The sequence below is a fragment of the Gordonia terrae genome (assembly GCF_001698225.1).
Classification (GTDB): Bacteria; Actinomycetota; Actinomycetes; order Mycobacteriales; family Mycobacteriaceae; genus Gordonia; species Gordonia terrae.
In genome coordinates, this window is sequence record NZ_CP016594.1 from 3,794,374 (window position 1) to 3,809,023 (window position 14,650).

Here is a 14,650-nt window from a genome sequence, read left to right on the forward strand (position 1 = left end):
CCTTCACCGTAGTGAGCCCATCTCGGCGGCGCCGAAGGAGACGCTGAACTTCACGCACCAGAGGAACACCGACGGATAGTCGCCCGGGTCGACGTCGGCGGGGATCTCGTAGAGCTGGTCGCCCTTGTTGCCCTTGATCATGCCGAGGTCGACGTGCGGGGCCCCGGCGGCCGTGCGCCAGCCGGCGAATCCCTCGACCACCTCCCCCTGTGACAGCCACACGTGGACGTCCGGGCCGGTGGTGGTGTCCAGGTTCTCGATCGCCAACACGCGTGAACCGTCGGGTTGTTCGATGACCGAGACCGTTCCGGAGGTCGAATGCTCATGGCTGATCAGGCTTCCGCGCGAGACCACCACCGGTCCGGCGGGGGGCGCCTGGCCCGGCGCCGAGGTCGTCGGGGTGACCGCCACGGGGATCGCGTCGTCGATCTCGGTGTCGACGAAGATCAGCCACGGCTGGAAGACGACGGCCCCGACCGCCAGCACCGCGACGAGCACGACGCCGAGGCCGCCGAGCACCCACGGCCAGCGACGACGTCGACGCCGGGGCGGTGCAGGTGGCTGCGGATGACCGGTCATGGTGGCGACCCTACGAGCGCCGCACGGCACGTGACCAGGACTTTGGGCCGAATGGATGACGGCAGAGCGGCGGCGGGGCACCGGTGGCGGCGCGGGACGACGGGCAGCGATCACCTAGACTCACCTGTCGTGACATCTACTGGCGCACACGCAACTGGCATCGCGACCGTGACCGACGGGGGTTCGACTCCCGGCGTCGTCCTCGACGTCTGGTTCCCCGAACCCGAGCTCGACGGTGTCGAGACCGCCGAGACCGTGACCCTCGACGACGAGTCGACGCCGGCCCATCTCCGCGATCTGGTGGGCGTCGACGAGGCCCGCGGAGTGAAGACCATCGCGGTCCGCACCGGCATCGCCGACATCGCCGCCGCGCCCATCGACGCCTACGACGTCTACCTCCGGCTCCACCTGCTGTCACATCGCCTCATCACCCCGCACGGCGCCAACCTCGAGGGCATCTTCGGGATGCTCACCAATGTCGTCTGGACCAACCACGGCCCATGCGCGGTCGAGAACTTCGAGTCGGTCCGGGCGAAGCTGCGTGCGCGCGGACCGGTCACCGTCTACTCGATCGACAAGTTCCCGCGCATGGTCGACTACGTCGTGCCCGGCGGCGTGCGGATCGGCGACGCCGACCGCATCCGCCTCGGCGCGCACCTGGCGGCCGGCACCACCGTGATGCACGAGGGCTTCGTGAACTTCAACGCCGGCACCCTCGGGTCGTCGATGGTCGAGGGCCGGATCTCCGCGGGCGTCGTCGTCGGCGACGGCTCCGACATCGGCGGCGGCGCCTCGACGATGGGCACCCTGTCGGGCGGCGGCAAAGAGATCATCGCGCTGGGCAAGCGCTGTCTCCTGGGCGCGAACTCCGGCTGCGGCATCCCGCTTGGTGACGACTGCGTCATCGAGGCCGGCCTCTACGTGACCGCAGGCACCAAGGTCACCGGACCCGACGGCACGCAGATCAAGGCGCGCGATCTGTCCGGCCAGTCCAACCTTCTGTTCCGTCGCAACAGCCTGACCGGGGCGGTCGAGGTCGTGCCGTGGAAGGGCGACGGCATCGCCCTCAACGAGGCGCTGCACAAGAACGACTGAGTCCGGCCGACGCCACCGTCGCGCACTGGCCGGATCGGTGATCGCGACGTATGGTGGGCTCATGAGCACATCGAACAATCGTTCGACGAACGATTCCGACGACGTCCTCGGCGCAGGCGCCGGAAACACCACCGAAAAGGACCCGGACGACTGGGTGACCGGTGACGAGCCGATGACCGGCGCCCAGCGCAGCTATCTCGACACCCTCGCACGAGAAGCCGGCGAGACGCTCTCGGCCGACCTCACCAAGGCCGAGGCCTCCGAGGAGATCGACCGGTTACAGCAGAAGAGCGGCCGCGGCTGATCCGGTCGGGACTGATCGGGTCGGGGCTCAGGCGGCCAGGCGGGCGACGGCCGCGCTGATCCGCTCATCGGTCGCGGTGAGCGCCATCCGAACGTGGCGTTCACCCGCCGGGCCGTAGAAATCGCCAGGGGCGCAAAGGATTCCACGCGTGGCGAGCCAGTCGACGGTCTCCCGGCACGGTTCGTCCCGGGTTGCCCAGAGGTACAGGCCCGCCTCGGAATGGTCGACCCGGAAGCCCGCACCCTCGACCGCGGCCTTCAACAGTCGACGACGGGCTGCATAGCGTTCACGCTGCTCGTCGACATGCGCGTCGTCGCGCAGCGCGGCGGTCATCGCCCCCTGTATCGGGAACGGCACGATCAGTCCGGCATGCTTGCGGACCGCGAGCAGTTCGCCGATGAGATCGGGGTCGCCGGCGAAGAAGCCGGCACGGTACGACGCGAGGTTCGAGATCTTCGACAGCGAGTGGACGGCGAGCAGCCCGGTGTGGTCGCCGTCGCAGACCCGGGGGTCGAGGATCGACAGCGGCTCGCCCTGCCAGCTCAACCCGAGGTAGCACTCGTCGGACACGACGACGGTTCCCCGCTCGCGTGCCCACCCGACGACCTTGCGCAGATGGTCGAGACCCAGCACCTTGCCGGTCGGATTCGACGGCGAGTTGATGAACATCAGCGCCGGGTTCATCGGCCCCAGGGCGACTGTCGAGTCGGCGCGCACCGGCCGGGCACCCGCGAGCAGTGCGCTCACCTCGTAGGTCGGATACGCGACCTCGGGGATGACGACGTCGTCGCCGGGTCCGAGCCCGAGGGTCGACGCGAGTCCCGCGATGGCTTCTTTGGTCCCGATCACCGGCAGGATGCCCGTCTCGTCGAGAGCGGTGACGCCATGCCGACGCGCCAGCGACTCCGCCGCGGCCCGGCGCAGTTCCGACGTCCCGATCGTCGTCGGGTACCCCGGGAACGTCGAGTTGTCGGCGAGCGCGTCACGGATGAGGGCGGGCACCGGGTCGACGGGCGTGCCGACCGAGAGGTCGACGATGCCGTCGGCGTGGGCCCCCGCCGTCGCCTTCGCGTCGGCGATCGTGTCCCAGGGAAAGTCGGGTAGGCGCCCGCTCACCCGGGTCGAGGTGACGCGTAGCGGAGCGGCCGCACGGGATACAGGACTGCTCATGCCGAGCCGGTCAGTCCTCTTCGTTCATCGGCGGGAGTCCCTTGATGAACGCCGGATCGGCGTCGGTCTTGCCGACCTTGCTGGCGCCGCCGGGCGAGCCCAGGTCGTCGAAGAAGTCGGCGTTCGCGCTGACGTAGGGCTCCCACTCGTCCGGCACATCATCTTCGTAGAAGATCGCCTCGACCGGGCACACCGGTTCGCACGCACCGCAGTCGACGCACTCATCCGGCTGGATGTAGAGCATGCGTCCACCCTCGTAGATGCAGTCGACGGGGCATTCCTCCACGCAAGCCTTGTCCAACACGTCGACGCAAGGCTCCGCGATGATGTAGGTCACCACTCACTCCTTCGCTAGGGAAGATCCGGGTCGGCGCGACGAGAAGTGCGGGTTCGGCGTCGAACAGCACTCCGGCGTCGGCGCCGGTGCGGCTCGAGGGCTGGTCGAACCGCACCCCACAGTATCCGCCCCGGTGGACGCTGCGACGAAATCGGCCCCCGCCCAGAACCGCGTGGATCGGCCTTCGAGTAACGAGGATCACACTTGGACCGCACGCGAGCGCCTCGGGTTTCGCTCAGCGTGCCGACAAACCTCGACGCCGCGACCATCCGCGGGCAGTGTCGGGCGCATGATCGTCGTCGACGAATCCGTCCTGAGGGGACACCGACCCGCGGGTGCGTGCGCCCGGGTGCCGCACCGACCCACCGCGCGGTCGATGTCGATGTGCTGTTGCTGAACCGATCGGCCTCATCACCTCCTCATCGACCCACGCAAGGATTCGCCATGACCTCCACCCTCGCCCGCACCGAATGGGCGTCTCGGTCCTCCGCTGCCCCGCGCACCATCAGCCACCTGCCGACGCGGCTCCGGCCCGCCGACCTCCTCCGTATCACCGATCAGGGCGTCGCCGACGTTCTCGACGGCCGGCACGACGCCGTGCTCCCGAAGGTCTGGGACGAGCGGCACCGCTGGTCGACGCGACTGCACGCCGACGACGACGTCGACGTGTGGCTGATCAGCTGGACGCCGGGAGAGGCCACCGAACTCCACGACCACGCCGGCTCGCTCGGCGCGCTCACCGTGCTGTCGGGCAGCTTGCGCGAGTACCACTGGACGGGAGACGATCTCGCGGTGCGCATCCTCGACGCCGGCGACCAGGCCGCCTTCCCCCTCGGCTGGGTGCACGACGTCGTGCGGAACCCGGTCGTGGCCGCGCCGGAGCCGTCGACGAGTGAGCAGCCTGTCGCACTGGTGACCCCGACACTGAGCGTGCACGCCTATTCCCCGCCGTTGACCGCCATGTCCTATTACGACATCTCCGAGGGCGGGTACCTGCGCCGCAACCGGACCGTCCTCACCGACGAACCCGAATGAGCGCTCACCGGACCATCGACGACGTGCTCGCCGACGCGCGGTCGCGGATCGCGCGGGTCGAGCCCGTCGACGTCCCCGCGGAGCTGGCCGACGGCGCGGTGCTGGTCGACATCCGGCCCGCGGCCCAGCGCGCCGAGGAAGGCGAAGCGCCGGGGGCTCTCGTGATCGAACGCAATGTCCTCGAATGGCGTTGCGATCCGGCGAGCGACGCACGTATCGACCAGGCAGTCGACCACGACGTCCGCTGGATCATCCTGTGTTCGCAGGGTTATACGTCGAGTCTCGCCGCGGCGGCGCTGCAAGAGCTCGGACTCCACCGCGCGACCGACGTCATCGGCGGATACGAGGCTCTGGCACCGGTTCTCGGCTGACCCTTCGAGGCTCGCTTCGCTCGCACCTCAGGGAGCACACGGCTCGCTTCGCTCGCACCTCAGGGAACACACGGCTCGCTTCGCTCGCACCTCAGGGAGCAGGACATCAAGCCACCGCGGGCCAGGGCCTTGGCGCGGGGCGGGTGTCGACGGCGAGGCCGGTGACCGGGTCGGCGAGTGCGGACACATGGTGTGCGAGGGCCGGATCGATCCAGTCGATACCGTTCAACACGTACGGCGGCTGCGCGGTGATGCGTTCGGTGAGAACGAAATCGGACTCCGCGGTCCGCGCGGCCAGAGCGTCGAGGTGGGGCCAGGGGCGCTCCGGGTTGACGTGGTCGGGCGTCAGGGGTGACACCCCACCCCAGTCGTCGACGCCGGAGGCGATCAGGGCAGCGCACTCGGCGGGCGACACGAGGTTCGGCGGCGCCTGGATCCGCATGTGCGGGCCGAGGACGATCCGGGCGACCGCGACGGCGGCGAGGAACTCGGTCATCTCCGCATCGGGCGTCGAGCGCATGGCGGTGTCCGGCTTCGCGCGGAAGTTCTGCACGATCACCTCCTGGATGTGCCCGCCCGCGGCGTGCACATCGGCGAGCGCCAGCAGCGATTCGGCTCGCTCGGTGAGGGATTCACCGATCCCGACGAGGATTCCGGTGGTGAACGGAACGCGAGCGGTGCCCGCGTCGCGCAGCACCTGCATGCGGACCAGAGGGTCCTTGTCGGGACTCCCGTAGTGCGCCTGCCCCTTCTCGGTGAACAGGCGTCGCGACGTCGTCTCCAGCATCATCCCCATCGACGGCGCGACCGGCCGCAGGTGGCGGAGCTCGTCGAGGCTCATCACACCGGGATTGAGGTGCGGCAGCAGACCCGTCTCCGACAGCACCGCGACCGCGGCCGCACGCACGTAGTCCAGCGTCGAGGAGTATCCCCGTTCGGCGAGCCACTCGCCGGCCTGGGGCCACCTGTCCTCCGGTCGGTCGCCGAGGGTGAAAAGGGCTTCCTTGCAGCCCAGTTCGGCGCCGCGCCGCGCGAGATCGACGACCTGGTCGAGCTCGAGATACAGGCCCTCCCCCGCTCGGGCGAGCTTCCCGGGGACAGTCACGAAGGTGCAGTAGTGACACCGGTCGCGGCACAGGCGGGTCAGCGGGATGAACACCTTGCGCGAATAGGTGATCTGACGCGACCTGCCGACCGCCGCGAGGCCTTCGTCGCGGATCGCCCCCGCGATCGACTGGAGTTCGGTGAGGTCCTCACCCGAACAGGACAGGAGCGCCACGGCATCGTCGAGACCGATCGGCGCGCGTTCGTGAGCGGCGGCCAGCGCCCCGCGGATGATGGACTTGTCGGTCATTCCTGCCCCTCCTCGGGTGTTCCGGTGCCGGGATCGCCGGGATGTGGTTCATAGGGTGCGGGGTCGAACGTGCCGTTGCGTTCGCGGAACGACGCCGCGGTGCCCGGCCAGAGCAGGGTCAGGCGACCACTGTCCGGATCGACATACCAACTGTCACAACCGGTCATCCACACGGTCGACTCGGCGCGCGCGTCGATCTCCCGGGTGTAGGCCTCCTCGGCGGCAGGCGACACCGCCAGGGTCCCGATCCCGTTGTCGGCCATGTACTCCAACGCGCCCAGGACGTAGTCGAGCTGCGTCTCGATCATGTAGATCGCCGAGTTGTGTCCGAGTGCGGCGTTCGGTCCGTCCAGGACGAACATGTTGGGGAAACCGCTGACGACGGTCGAGGCGTGGGAAGTCATGCCTGCGGACCAATGCCCGGACAGCCGACGTCCGGCGCGGCCGGTGATACGCGACGCCGCGGGCGGGCGCGCGGCCTCGAAACCGGTCGCCATCACCAGGACGTCGAGGTCGTAGGTGCGGCCGCTGTGCGCGGTGGCCTTGGACTCCGCGACCGACGTCAGCGCGCTCGGCTCGAACACCACGTTCGACCGCTGCAACGCCGGGTAGAAGTCGTCACTGAGAAGGATGCGCTTGCAACCGATCTCGTAGTCGGGGGTCAGCTGCTCACGGAGGCCGGCGTCGGCCACCTGCCCGTGCAGGTGGTCTCGGGCGCGCGCCCGGATCTGGTCGATGTCCGGATGCAACCCGAGTCGCTGCCGGAACGCAGAGTCGGCCTCGATCAGCAGGTGCTCGCGCACCTCGGCGGCGACGACCGGATCGAGCATCGCGACGCGCTCGTCGGCGGTGTAGCTCCGATCCGCCCGCGGCACGACATACGGCGCGGTACGAGAGAAGACGACGAGGTCCTCGGCGACCTCGGCGAGGTGCGGGACGAGTTGCACGGCCGACGCACCGGTCCCGACGACCCCGACCCGCGCACCGGCCACCGCGACGGCGTCGTGCCAGCCGGCCGTGTGGACGACCTGTCCCGGAAACGTGTCGAGCCCTTCGATGTCGGGGATGCGCGCCTCCGACAACCGCCCCACAGCCAGGACCAGCGTACGGGCGCGGAACGTCGCGGACCGCCCGTCCGGCGCGGCGGCGGTGATCATCCAGTGTGCGCCGCGCTCGTCCCAGACGGCTTCGCGCAGTTCACGATTGAGATGAATCCGATCGGCCAGCCGTTCGTCGACGACGATCTGCTCGAGATAGCTGCGGATCTCGGCGCCGCGCGGGAACCGCGCGGACCAGTCCGCGGGCGGCCGGAACGAGAACGAGTACAGGTGCGCGGGGATGTCACAGGCGATTCCGGGATAGGTGTTGTCGCGCCACGTGCCTCCCACGCCGTCGGCGCGTTCGAGAACGACGAACGACTCCTGCCCTCGGCGCGCGAGTTGCGTCGCCATGCCGAGTCCGGCGAAGCCCGCGCCGATGATGACCACATCGACGTCATCCATCATCAGCGACGACGGTCGCATCTCGTTCGACGGCCCGGCATCGGACGGTGTCCGGCTCACGCGGACACCGTGGGCAGTGGGAGCAGCCGGTCCGGTCCCGGCACCCCATAGCGGGTGGTCCGCTGACGCGGCGCCCGTCCGGCTCGCGCCGCGATGTCGACGACGGCGGCCGCGTCGAGCACACGACCGGCTTCCGGTCCGGCCGTCGGCATCAGCGTGCCGTCGAGCAGCAGACCGCCCAGATCGTCGGCACCGCCCCGCAACACCCGATCGACGGTGGCGGCGGGAAGCTTCGTCCACGCCACCTGGAGATGGTCGAGAAGGCCCGCGGACATGAGTCGGGCCACGGCGTGCACCGCTCGGGTCTCCCGTTCCGACGCCGTCCGGGTCGCGGTCCCGGCAAGGTGCGGCGGCACGTTCTCGGGCAGCAGCGGCATCAGGATGAGTTCGCTGAAACCGCCCGTGCGACGCTGGATCTCGAGCAGGAGCCGCAGGTGGGCGACCTGGTGCGCAGGCGTCTCGACGTGCCCGTAGAGCATCGTCGCGGTGGAGAAGAGACCCAGCCGATGAGCGGTCTCGATGACATCGACCCAGCTGCCGACCGCCGGTGCCGAGCCGGTGGGCGACAGCGTCGCACGCACGGTGTCGTCGAGGATCTGGGCAGCGGTCCCCGGCACCGATCCCAGGCCTGCCGACCGCAACCGCTCGAGATGTTCGGCAACCGACACCCCGGCGCGCTCGGCTCCGTCGACGATCTCCGGTGCCCGGTACGCGTGGAGGTGCAGTCCGTCGGCGGCCCCGGTGATGACTTCCACGAGCCGGACGTACTCGTCGGCCGGGAGCTCCGCGGGCAGTGGTCCCTGCATGCAGATCTCGGTCGCCCCGAGACCGACCGCCTCGGCGACCAGGTCGTCCAACCCGGGATCGTCGGGGCCGAGACAGCTGACGACCCCCGTGTCGAAGTTGCGGTTGACGACGAACGTCAGCACATCCGGATCGGTGACGCGGCGACGCACGGAGTCGGCGAGGTCGCACAATTCGTCGAGCTGCGCACCCGAGGCACCCAGCAGCGCAACCCAGCCGTCATCATCCAGGGCGTCGGCCCCGAGAGTCGGGTCGTCACGAACACGGCTCAGTGCGGCCGTGACGCGCTCGATCGGGGCCAGGATGTCTTCGGCCCACGCGCGCAGAAGCATGTCTCTCACTCTAACTCCGCACCGCGAAGTGCAGCGCAGAGCGCCCCGTCGCCGGGCGGTCACTCGGGTTCGGGCAGCCGACCCGTCCAGGCCAGCGCGACGCACGGCCCGACGCCGAGCACCAGGAGCAGAAGGGTCTGCACCAGGTAACCGCCGCTGATCGACAGCACGACATCACCGCCCGGCCCGGGGAATCCGCCGGCGATGACGACGACGAGCCCCCAGGCGGCGAGCGGACCGTACCGCCACGGGGTGGCGGTGAAGGCGGACGCGAGCCAGAGCAGGGCCGCGTTGACCGCCCCCGCGACGAGCGCCGCCACGGGTAGCGCGACACCACCGAAGCGCTGGTAGGTGAACGCGACGCCGAGGAGTCCGACCGCGAACCCGTCGACGATCAGGAAGCCCAGGAGGAGCCGGTCGAGGACGGAACCCGGTGCGGGGCGAGCCGAACGTGTCATCGTCGCAATCCCGGTCTCAGTCGATCCCGGCGAACAGGTCCGACTCGCGCGTGTCCGCGGCACCGAGGGACTCGTGGCGTTCCGGCTCGGTGAGGATGAAGTGCTCCGCACGGGCGATCGGCTGCAGGATGTTGTTCGACAGGGCGTACTCGGTACCCGACGCGGCGACGGTCACCTGGGTGGCGTGGGCGGCCAGTGCGGCGACCTTGTGGGCGAGGTATGCGCTGATGTCGATCTCGGTGGTGATGTCGGCATCGGGATAGCTGGGGAGCTCACCGTCGTGCGGCATCCGCCAGCCGTCGGGCACGGTGACGGCTCGGGCCAGCCCGGACTCGAGGGCACTGCGTTCGGTCACCGATTCGTAGACCTTGACCGGACCCGACCCGACTTCGCGGGCCCGCGCGACCGCGGCGGCCGTGACCTCGTGGACGAGTTTGTGATCGGGATGCCCGTACGTGCCGGATGCGTCGTAGCTGACGACCACCTGCGGTGCGAACTCGGTGAGCACGTCGACCAGCGCACCGACCGGCTCGTCGAACGCCGCCCGCACGAGCGCGCGCGGGTGGTTCGCGGACGGCGCGCCGGCCATGCCGGAGTCCCGCCAGCGCCCGGCGCCGCCGAGGAACCGCGGCCGCAGCGGCGCGCGGCCGTCGGGAGTGAGCGCGGCCAGTGCGCGCGAGAGCTCGAGAATCCGGAAGCCCCCCAGCTGATCGGCACCGCCGTCGGCGACCAGCTGCGCCCACTCGTCCCCGATCACCTCACCCTCTTCGCCGAGGGTGAAGGTCAGCACCCGCACGTCGACGCCCTCCGCGAGATACCGGGCGATGGTGCCGCCGGTCATGATCGTCTCGTCGTCGGGATGCGCGTGCACGAGCAGCAACCGACGACCGGCGGGGGTACCGGTCACGACAGCTCCCAGTTCACCGCGGTCCCGAAGATCGAGACCTGGATGGGCCCGGTGAGCGGGACGTCGCGCACGGCCGGCGTGGTTCCCACGACCATCGAGTCCTGGTACAGCGGCAGGTAGATCGCCTGGGCGGCCAGGAGCGGTTCGGCCTCGTTCAGGGTCGGGATCGGGTCGTCCTCGGAGAGCGCGGTGCGGGCGAGCTCGATCAGTCGCGGATCACACAGGCCGGAGATGTTGCTGGCGTAGCTGTCCCCGGGATCGCCTCCGCTCGGCGCGATGCTGGTGGGGGTCGGGGGCGTCGCGGGCGACGGTTCGGTACCGGGTTTGGGCTGGTTGCAGTCGACCTGCGAGGCGAGTGAGGCTGCCGGGGGCACTCCGAGGCCGGACCATCCGACGACCAGGTCGACACGTTTGTTCGTGAGTGCCGACCCGTACAACTCGCTGTTGGGGAGCGTGACCACCTGCGCCCGCACACCCGCCCCACGGAGCTGGTCGACGATGCTCGACGCCGCCGACGTGGTCCGCGGATCGCCGGCCACCGCACCGACACGGACGATGAGGTCCTGTCCGTCGCGCTGGAAAGGCAGGATGCCCTCGGGCAGCTCCGGCACCTCGACCAGACCCTCGATCGGGGCGTCCGTCGCACCGGGCGTCGTGGACCCACCGGCGGACGGTGACCCGGATGCGGGGGGTGAGGACGGCGGGACCGAGGGTGCCGCCGACGAGGATTCGGACGACGCCGACGGGACCGGGGATGCGGAACCGACGGGTTCCGGCGCGGCCCGACGGTAGCCCGCAGACCCCAGCAATGCGTCGATCTCGGCCGGCCCGACACGGGGTCGGTCCACCGGTGAATAACCGGGGTCCGACGGCGCGAAGACCGTGTTGGCGAACGGCTCGACGACCCAGTCCCCGGCGCCGGCGAAGGTCGTCAGCCGCGGATCGACCAGTCCGAGGATCGCGCGGCGGACCTCGACCAAGCTCATCGCGTCGGTGCGGGCGTTCACGCTCACCCCGAGTGACCGTGACGTCAGGCTGCGCGCGGTCTCCAGACCGGGCAGGGCGGTCAGTTCGGCGTCGGTGGCCGGCGAGGCGCCCAGGGCCACGACGGCCGAGTCGCCGGAGCGCACGGAGTCGAGCATCTGGGCCGAGGTGCCCGCGCGGCGCAAGACGACCTGATCCAGCCGTGGCGGGGTGACCCAGTACCGGTCGTTGCGGGCGAGCCGCACCTCGTCACGGGTCTTGTCGATGCCGACGATCGCGTAAGGACCGGCCGACACCGGCTTGCCGGTGTCCATCCCGGTCTGGAAACCTGCCGGCGCTCCCTTCAGCACGTGACTCGGCAGCAGTCCGGTGAACAGTTCCCGCCAGGCCGGGAACGGTCGCTCGAACCGGACCTCGACGACCTTGCCGCCCTCCCGGGATTGCACCGAGTCGATGAGGCGGTAGCCGGCCGGCGCCACCACGTTGGGTTGCCGGGACATCTGCTGCCACAGGAAGTTGAAGTCGTCGCCGGTCACCGGCAGCCCGTCGGACCACTGGGCGTCGGTGTGGATGCGGTAGGTCACGGTGAACGGCGCTCGCGAGGTGACCTCCGCGGAGGTCACGAACGAACGCTGGAGTTCCCACACCGTCCCGCCCGGTGTCTGCACCGGGGCGAAGGCACTCGGCAGCGTCATCGCCGCGACCGCCGTGGTCACCGGGTTCTGATCCGCCGCGATGTGCGGATTGAACCCGGAGCCGACCGAGTCGGTGGCGATGTAGATTGTCTTCTCCACCGGGTACTCGGTCGGGGTGGGCGGCGGCCCGGTGTCGCGGACCGGTGGCGGCGGATCGGACATGCACGCCGTCAGTACGACGAGCAGGGCGATCCCGCACGAGACCACGCCGAACAGCCGGCCCCGGACGCGATTCGTGGTCTCGCGGCCTGGTCGTGGTCTCGCGCGATTCACCTCGGATACCCCCATGACAAAGAAGCTGCTCGGTCCGTCAGACGTGTCTACCACCGTGCACGGGCGCTGCCGTACCGCCGTACCGCCGAACCGTCAGCTGACAGCTGCATCCCGGGACTTGGCACGCGAACGCTCGCGGGCACGGGTGTTCGAGTCCAGGTGGACCTTACGGACGCGGACCACCTCCGGGGTCACCTCGACACACTCGTCGGCGGCGCAGAACTCCATCGCACCCTCGAGATCGAGCTGCATCGGCTTGGCGAGGGTCTCCATCACGTCGGCCGACGACTGACGCATGTTGGTCAGCTTCTTCTCGCGGGTGACGTTGATGTCGAGATCTTCCTGACGCGGGTTGATGCCCACGACGTGTCCCTCGTAGGAGTCCTCGCCCGGGTTGACGAAGAACGTGCCCCGGTCGGCGAGTTGGATCATGGCGAACGGGGTGACGGTGCCGGCGCGATCGCTGACGAGCGAGCCGGTGTGGCGGGCGCGGATCTCGCCGGCCCAGGCGTCGTAGCCGTCGAAGACGGCGTTGGCGATGCCGGTGCCGCGGGTCTCGGTGAGGAAGTCGGTGCGGAAACCGATCAGGCCGCGGGACGGCACGATGAACTCCATCCGGACCCAGCCGGTGCCGTGGTTGTTCATCTGCTCCATGCGGCCCTTGCGCGCGGCGAGCAGCTGGGTCACCGCGCCGAGGTACTCCTCCGGCACGTCGACCGTCAGGTGCTCGAAGGGCTCCTGGATCTTGCCGTCGACCTTGCGGGTGACCACCTGCGGCTTGCCGACCGTCAGCTCGAAGCCCTCACGGCGCATCTGCTCGACGAGGATGGCGAGCGCGAGCTCACCACGGCCCTGCACCTCCCAGGCGTCGGGGCGGCCGATGTCGAGCACGCGCAGCGACACGTTGCCGATCAGCTCGGTGTCGAGGCGCTGCTTGACCATCCGGGCAGTCAGCTTGTGACCGGACACCCGGCCGGCCAGGGGTGACGAGTTGGTGCCGATGGTCACCGAGATCGCCGGCTCGTCGACCGTGATGCGCGGCAGCGGCTGCGGGTTCTCCAGATCGGCGAGGGTGTCGCCGATCATGATCTCCGGCATTCCGGCGACGGCGACGATGTCACCGGCCGACGCGGACTCGGCGGGGGCGCGATCGACGCCGACCGTGGCGAGGAGCTCGGTGATCTTGGCGCGCTCGACGACGGGTTCACCGTCGACCTCGCGGCACCAGGACACCTGCTGACCCTTGCGGAGGGTGCCGTTGTGGATGCGGACGAGCGCGAGGCGACCCAGGAAGGCCGAGGCGTCCAGGTTCGTGACGTGTGCCTGCAGGGGCGCGTCCGGGTCTCCCTTGGGAGCCGGGACGTGCTCGAGCAGGACGTCGAAGAACGAGTCGAGGTTCTCCCCGGCCGGGATCTCGCCGTCGGCCGGCTGCTCGGTACTGCACACACCGGCGCGGCCCGAGGCATAGAGCACCGGCAGCTCCAGGACGAGCTCGGCGGCTTTCGCGGCCTCTTCGTCGAGGTCGGATGCGAGGTCGAGAAGGAGGTCCTGCGTCTCGTCGACGACCTCCTGGATGCGGGCGTCGGGTCGGTCGGTCTTGTTGACGACGACGATCACCGGCAGTTCGGCGGCCAGCGCCTTGCGGAGCACGAAGCGCGTCTGCGGCAGCGGGCCCTCTGAGGCGTCGACGAGGAGGACGACACCGTCGACCATCGACAGACCGCGCTCGACCTCGCCACCGAAGTCGGCGTGGCCGGGGGTGTCGATGACGTTGATGACGACCTCGGTGCCGTCCGGCTGGCGCCGGTGGACCGCGGTGTTCTTGGCGAGGATGGTGATGCCCTTTTCACGTTCGAGGTCACCGGAGTCCATCACCCGGTCGACGACCTCGGCGCGCTCGCCGAAGACGCCGGACTGGCGCAGCATGGCGTCGACGAGTGTGGTCTTTCCGTGGTCGACGTGCGCGACGATCGCGACGTTGCGGAAGGTGGGGGCAGCGCTCACTGGCTCTCTTTCGTGTGGGTGGGGACCTGCGGCGACGGACGGCGCTCGGCTCACTGCGGAACGTCGGCGACGCTCGCATCCGAACGGCTCTGACCGGCGCGGGGAGCAGATCACCTAGGGATTCAATGTGACAGAGTATCGGCTCGGACGGTGAGACCGCGATCACAGCACCCACAAAGGCGATAGTTAGGGTCTGCTAACCTCGCCGTATGGGCAAGGTCGACCCGACCAGAGTGGGCTCGTTGAAGCCCAAGAAGAAGTGTTGCAAGAGTTCCACGCGCTGCGTTCGCTGTCCGGTGGTCATCCATCGGATGCGCAAGCTCGACACCTCCGACATGTCGAAGAAGGAACTCCACAAGGCGTTGAAGAAGGCGCGCGCCGCCTGA

General features: G+C 69.6%; 15 protein-coding genes. 5 read left to right on the top strand and 10 right to left on the bottom strand.

Translation table 11 applies throughout. The features are described from left to right. Positions 1-3: 3 nt before the first annotated feature. A complete protein-coding gene (locus tag BCM27_RS17040; RefSeq protein WP_004019221.1) occupies positions 4-519 on the bottom strand; it encodes a DM13 domain-containing protein in 516 nt (171 codons plus the stop codon). Between the two features lie 189 nt (positions 520-708). Here BCM27_RS17040 and dapD point away from each other — a divergent pair, with 189 nt between their 5' ends. Then, the gene (dapD, locus tag BCM27_RS17045) at positions 709-1,674 is read left to right on the top strand and encodes a 2,3,4,5-tetrahydropyridine-2,6-dicarboxylate N-succinyltransferase (RefSeq protein ID WP_081486967.1); all 966 of its coding nucleotides are present in this window, start codon (positions 709-711) and stop codon (positions 1,672-1,674) included. 61 nt (positions 1,675-1,735) lie between these two features. Then, complete coding sequence (locus BCM27_RS17050; protein ID WP_004019219.1) at positions 1,736-1,978, top strand: DUF3072 domain-containing protein; 243 nt, start codon at positions 1,736-1,738, stop codon at positions 1,976-1,978. Between the two features lie 27 nt (positions 1,979-2,005). Here BCM27_RS17050 and dapC read toward each other — a convergent pair whose 3' ends face one another. Further along, complete coding sequence (gene dapC, locus BCM27_RS17055; RefSeq protein ID WP_004019218.1) at positions 2,006-3,148, bottom strand: succinyldiaminopimelate transaminase; 1,143 nt, start codon at positions 3,146-3,148, stop codon at positions 2,006-2,008. 10 nt (positions 3,149-3,158) lie between these two features. Beyond that, positions 3,159-3,488, bottom strand: coding sequence for a ferredoxin (gene fdxA, locus BCM27_RS17060; RefSeq protein ID WP_004019217.1), 330 nt, complete (start codon positions 3,486-3,488; stop codon positions 3,159-3,161). Between the two features lie 441 nt (positions 3,489-3,929). Here fdxA and BCM27_RS17065 point away from each other — a divergent pair, with 441 nt between their 5' ends. Together BCM27_RS17065 and BCM27_RS17070 are read left to right on the top strand one after the other, a co-directional pair. After that, the gene (locus BCM27_RS17065) at positions 3,930-4,520 is read left to right on the top strand and encodes a cysteine dioxygenase (RefSeq protein ID WP_004019216.1); all 591 of its coding nucleotides are present in this window, start codon (positions 3,930-3,932) and stop codon (positions 4,518-4,520) included. Next, positions 4,517-4,891: a rhodanese-like domain-containing protein gene (locus BCM27_RS17070; protein WP_004019215.1), complete on the top strand. Its 375-nt coding sequence runs from the start codon at positions 4,517-4,519 to the stop codon at positions 4,889-4,891. Before BCM27_RS17065 ends, BCM27_RS17070 begins: the two co-directional genes overlap by 4 nt. 106 nt (positions 4,892-4,997) lie before the next feature. Here the strand turns inward: BCM27_RS17070 and cofG are convergent, their stop codons facing one another. The 7 genes from cofG to typA form a co-directional block, all read right to left on the bottom strand. Continuing rightward, entirely contained in the window at positions 4,998-6,245 is a 1,248-nt protein-coding gene (gene cofG, locus BCM27_RS17075) for a 7,8-didemethyl-8-hydroxy-5-deazariboflavin synthase CofG (protein ID WP_004019214.1), read from the bottom strand. Continuing rightward, entirely contained in the window at positions 6,242-7,750 is a 1,509-nt protein-coding gene (locus BCM27_RS17080; protein ID WP_004019213.1) for a flavin-containing monooxygenase, read from the bottom strand. The genes cofG and BCM27_RS17080 overlap by 4 nt, the downstream gene beginning before the upstream one ends. A 53-nt stretch (positions 7,751-7,803) precedes the next feature. Continuing rightward, positions 7,804-8,943, bottom strand: a complete 1,140-nt coding sequence (locus tag BCM27_RS17085; protein WP_004019212.1) for a hypothetical protein — start codon at positions 8,941-8,943, stop codon at positions 7,804-7,806. Between the two features lie 59 nt (positions 8,944-9,002). Next, positions 9,003-9,401, bottom strand: coding sequence for a hypothetical protein (locus tag BCM27_RS17090; RefSeq protein ID WP_004019211.1), 399 nt, complete (start codon positions 9,399-9,401; stop codon positions 9,003-9,005). A gap of 16 nt (positions 9,402-9,417) precedes the next feature. Beyond that, positions 9,418-10,308, bottom strand: a complete 891-nt coding sequence (mshB, locus tag BCM27_RS17095; protein ID WP_004019210.1) for an N-acetyl-1-D-myo-inositol-2-amino-2-deoxy-alpha-D-glucopyranoside deacetylase — start codon at positions 10,306-10,308, stop codon at positions 9,418-9,420. Then, entirely contained in the window at positions 10,305-12,275 is a 1,971-nt protein-coding gene (locus BCM27_RS17100) for an ABC transporter family substrate-binding protein (protein ID WP_004019209.1), read from the bottom strand. Before BCM27_RS17100 ends, mshB begins: the two co-directional genes overlap by 4 nt. 78 nt (positions 12,276-12,353) lie before the next feature. After that, positions 12,354-14,264, bottom strand: a complete 1,911-nt coding sequence (gene typA, locus BCM27_RS17105) for a translational GTPase TypA (RefSeq protein ID WP_004019208.1) — start codon at positions 14,262-14,264, stop codon at positions 12,354-12,356. A gap of 209 nt (positions 14,265-14,473) precedes the next feature. Here typA and BCM27_RS25895 point away from each other — a divergent pair, with 209 nt between their 5' ends. Beyond that, the gene (locus tag BCM27_RS25895; RefSeq protein ID WP_004019207.1) at positions 14,474-14,650 is read left to right on the top strand and encodes a hypothetical protein; all 177 of its coding nucleotides are present in this window, start codon (positions 14,474-14,476) and stop codon (positions 14,648-14,650) included.

Coding starts and splice junctions, on each gene's coding strand:
- BCM27_RS25895 (WP_004019207.1), top strand. CDS start 14,474: ATGGGCAAGGTCGACCCGACCAGAGTGGGCTCGTTGAAGCCCAAGAAG.
- BCM27_RS17090 (WP_004019211.1), bottom strand. CDS start 9,401: ATGACACGTTCGGCTCGCCCCGCACCGGGTTCCGTCCTCGACCGGCTC.
- BCM27_RS17070 (WP_004019215.1), top strand. CDS start 4,517: ATGAGCGCTCACCGGACCATCGACGACGTGCTCGCCGACGCGCGGTCG.
- cofG (WP_004019214.1), bottom strand. CDS start 6,245: ATGACCGACAAGTCCATCATCCGCGGGGCGCTGGCCGCCGCTCACGAA.
- dapC (WP_004019218.1), bottom strand. CDS start 3,148: ATGAGCAGTCCTGTATCCCGTGCGGCCGCTCCGCTACGCGTCACCTCG.
- BCM27_RS17065 (WP_004019216.1), top strand. CDS start 3,930: ATGACCTCCACCCTCGCCCGCACCGAATGGGCGTCTCGGTCCTCCGCT.
- BCM27_RS17050 (WP_004019219.1), top strand. CDS start 1,736: ATGAGCACATCGAACAATCGTTCGACGAACGATTCCGACGACGTCCTC.
- BCM27_RS17100 (WP_004019209.1), bottom strand. CDS start 12,275: ATGGGGGTATCCGAGGTGAATCGCGCGAGACCACGACCAGGCCGCGAG.
- BCM27_RS17085 (WP_004019212.1), bottom strand. CDS start 8,943: ATGCTTCTGCGCGCGTGGGCCGAAGACATCCTGGCCCCGATCGAGCGC.
- BCM27_RS17080 (WP_004019213.1), bottom strand. CDS start 7,750: ATGATGGATGACGTCGATGTGGTCATCATCGGCGCGGGCTTCGCCGGA.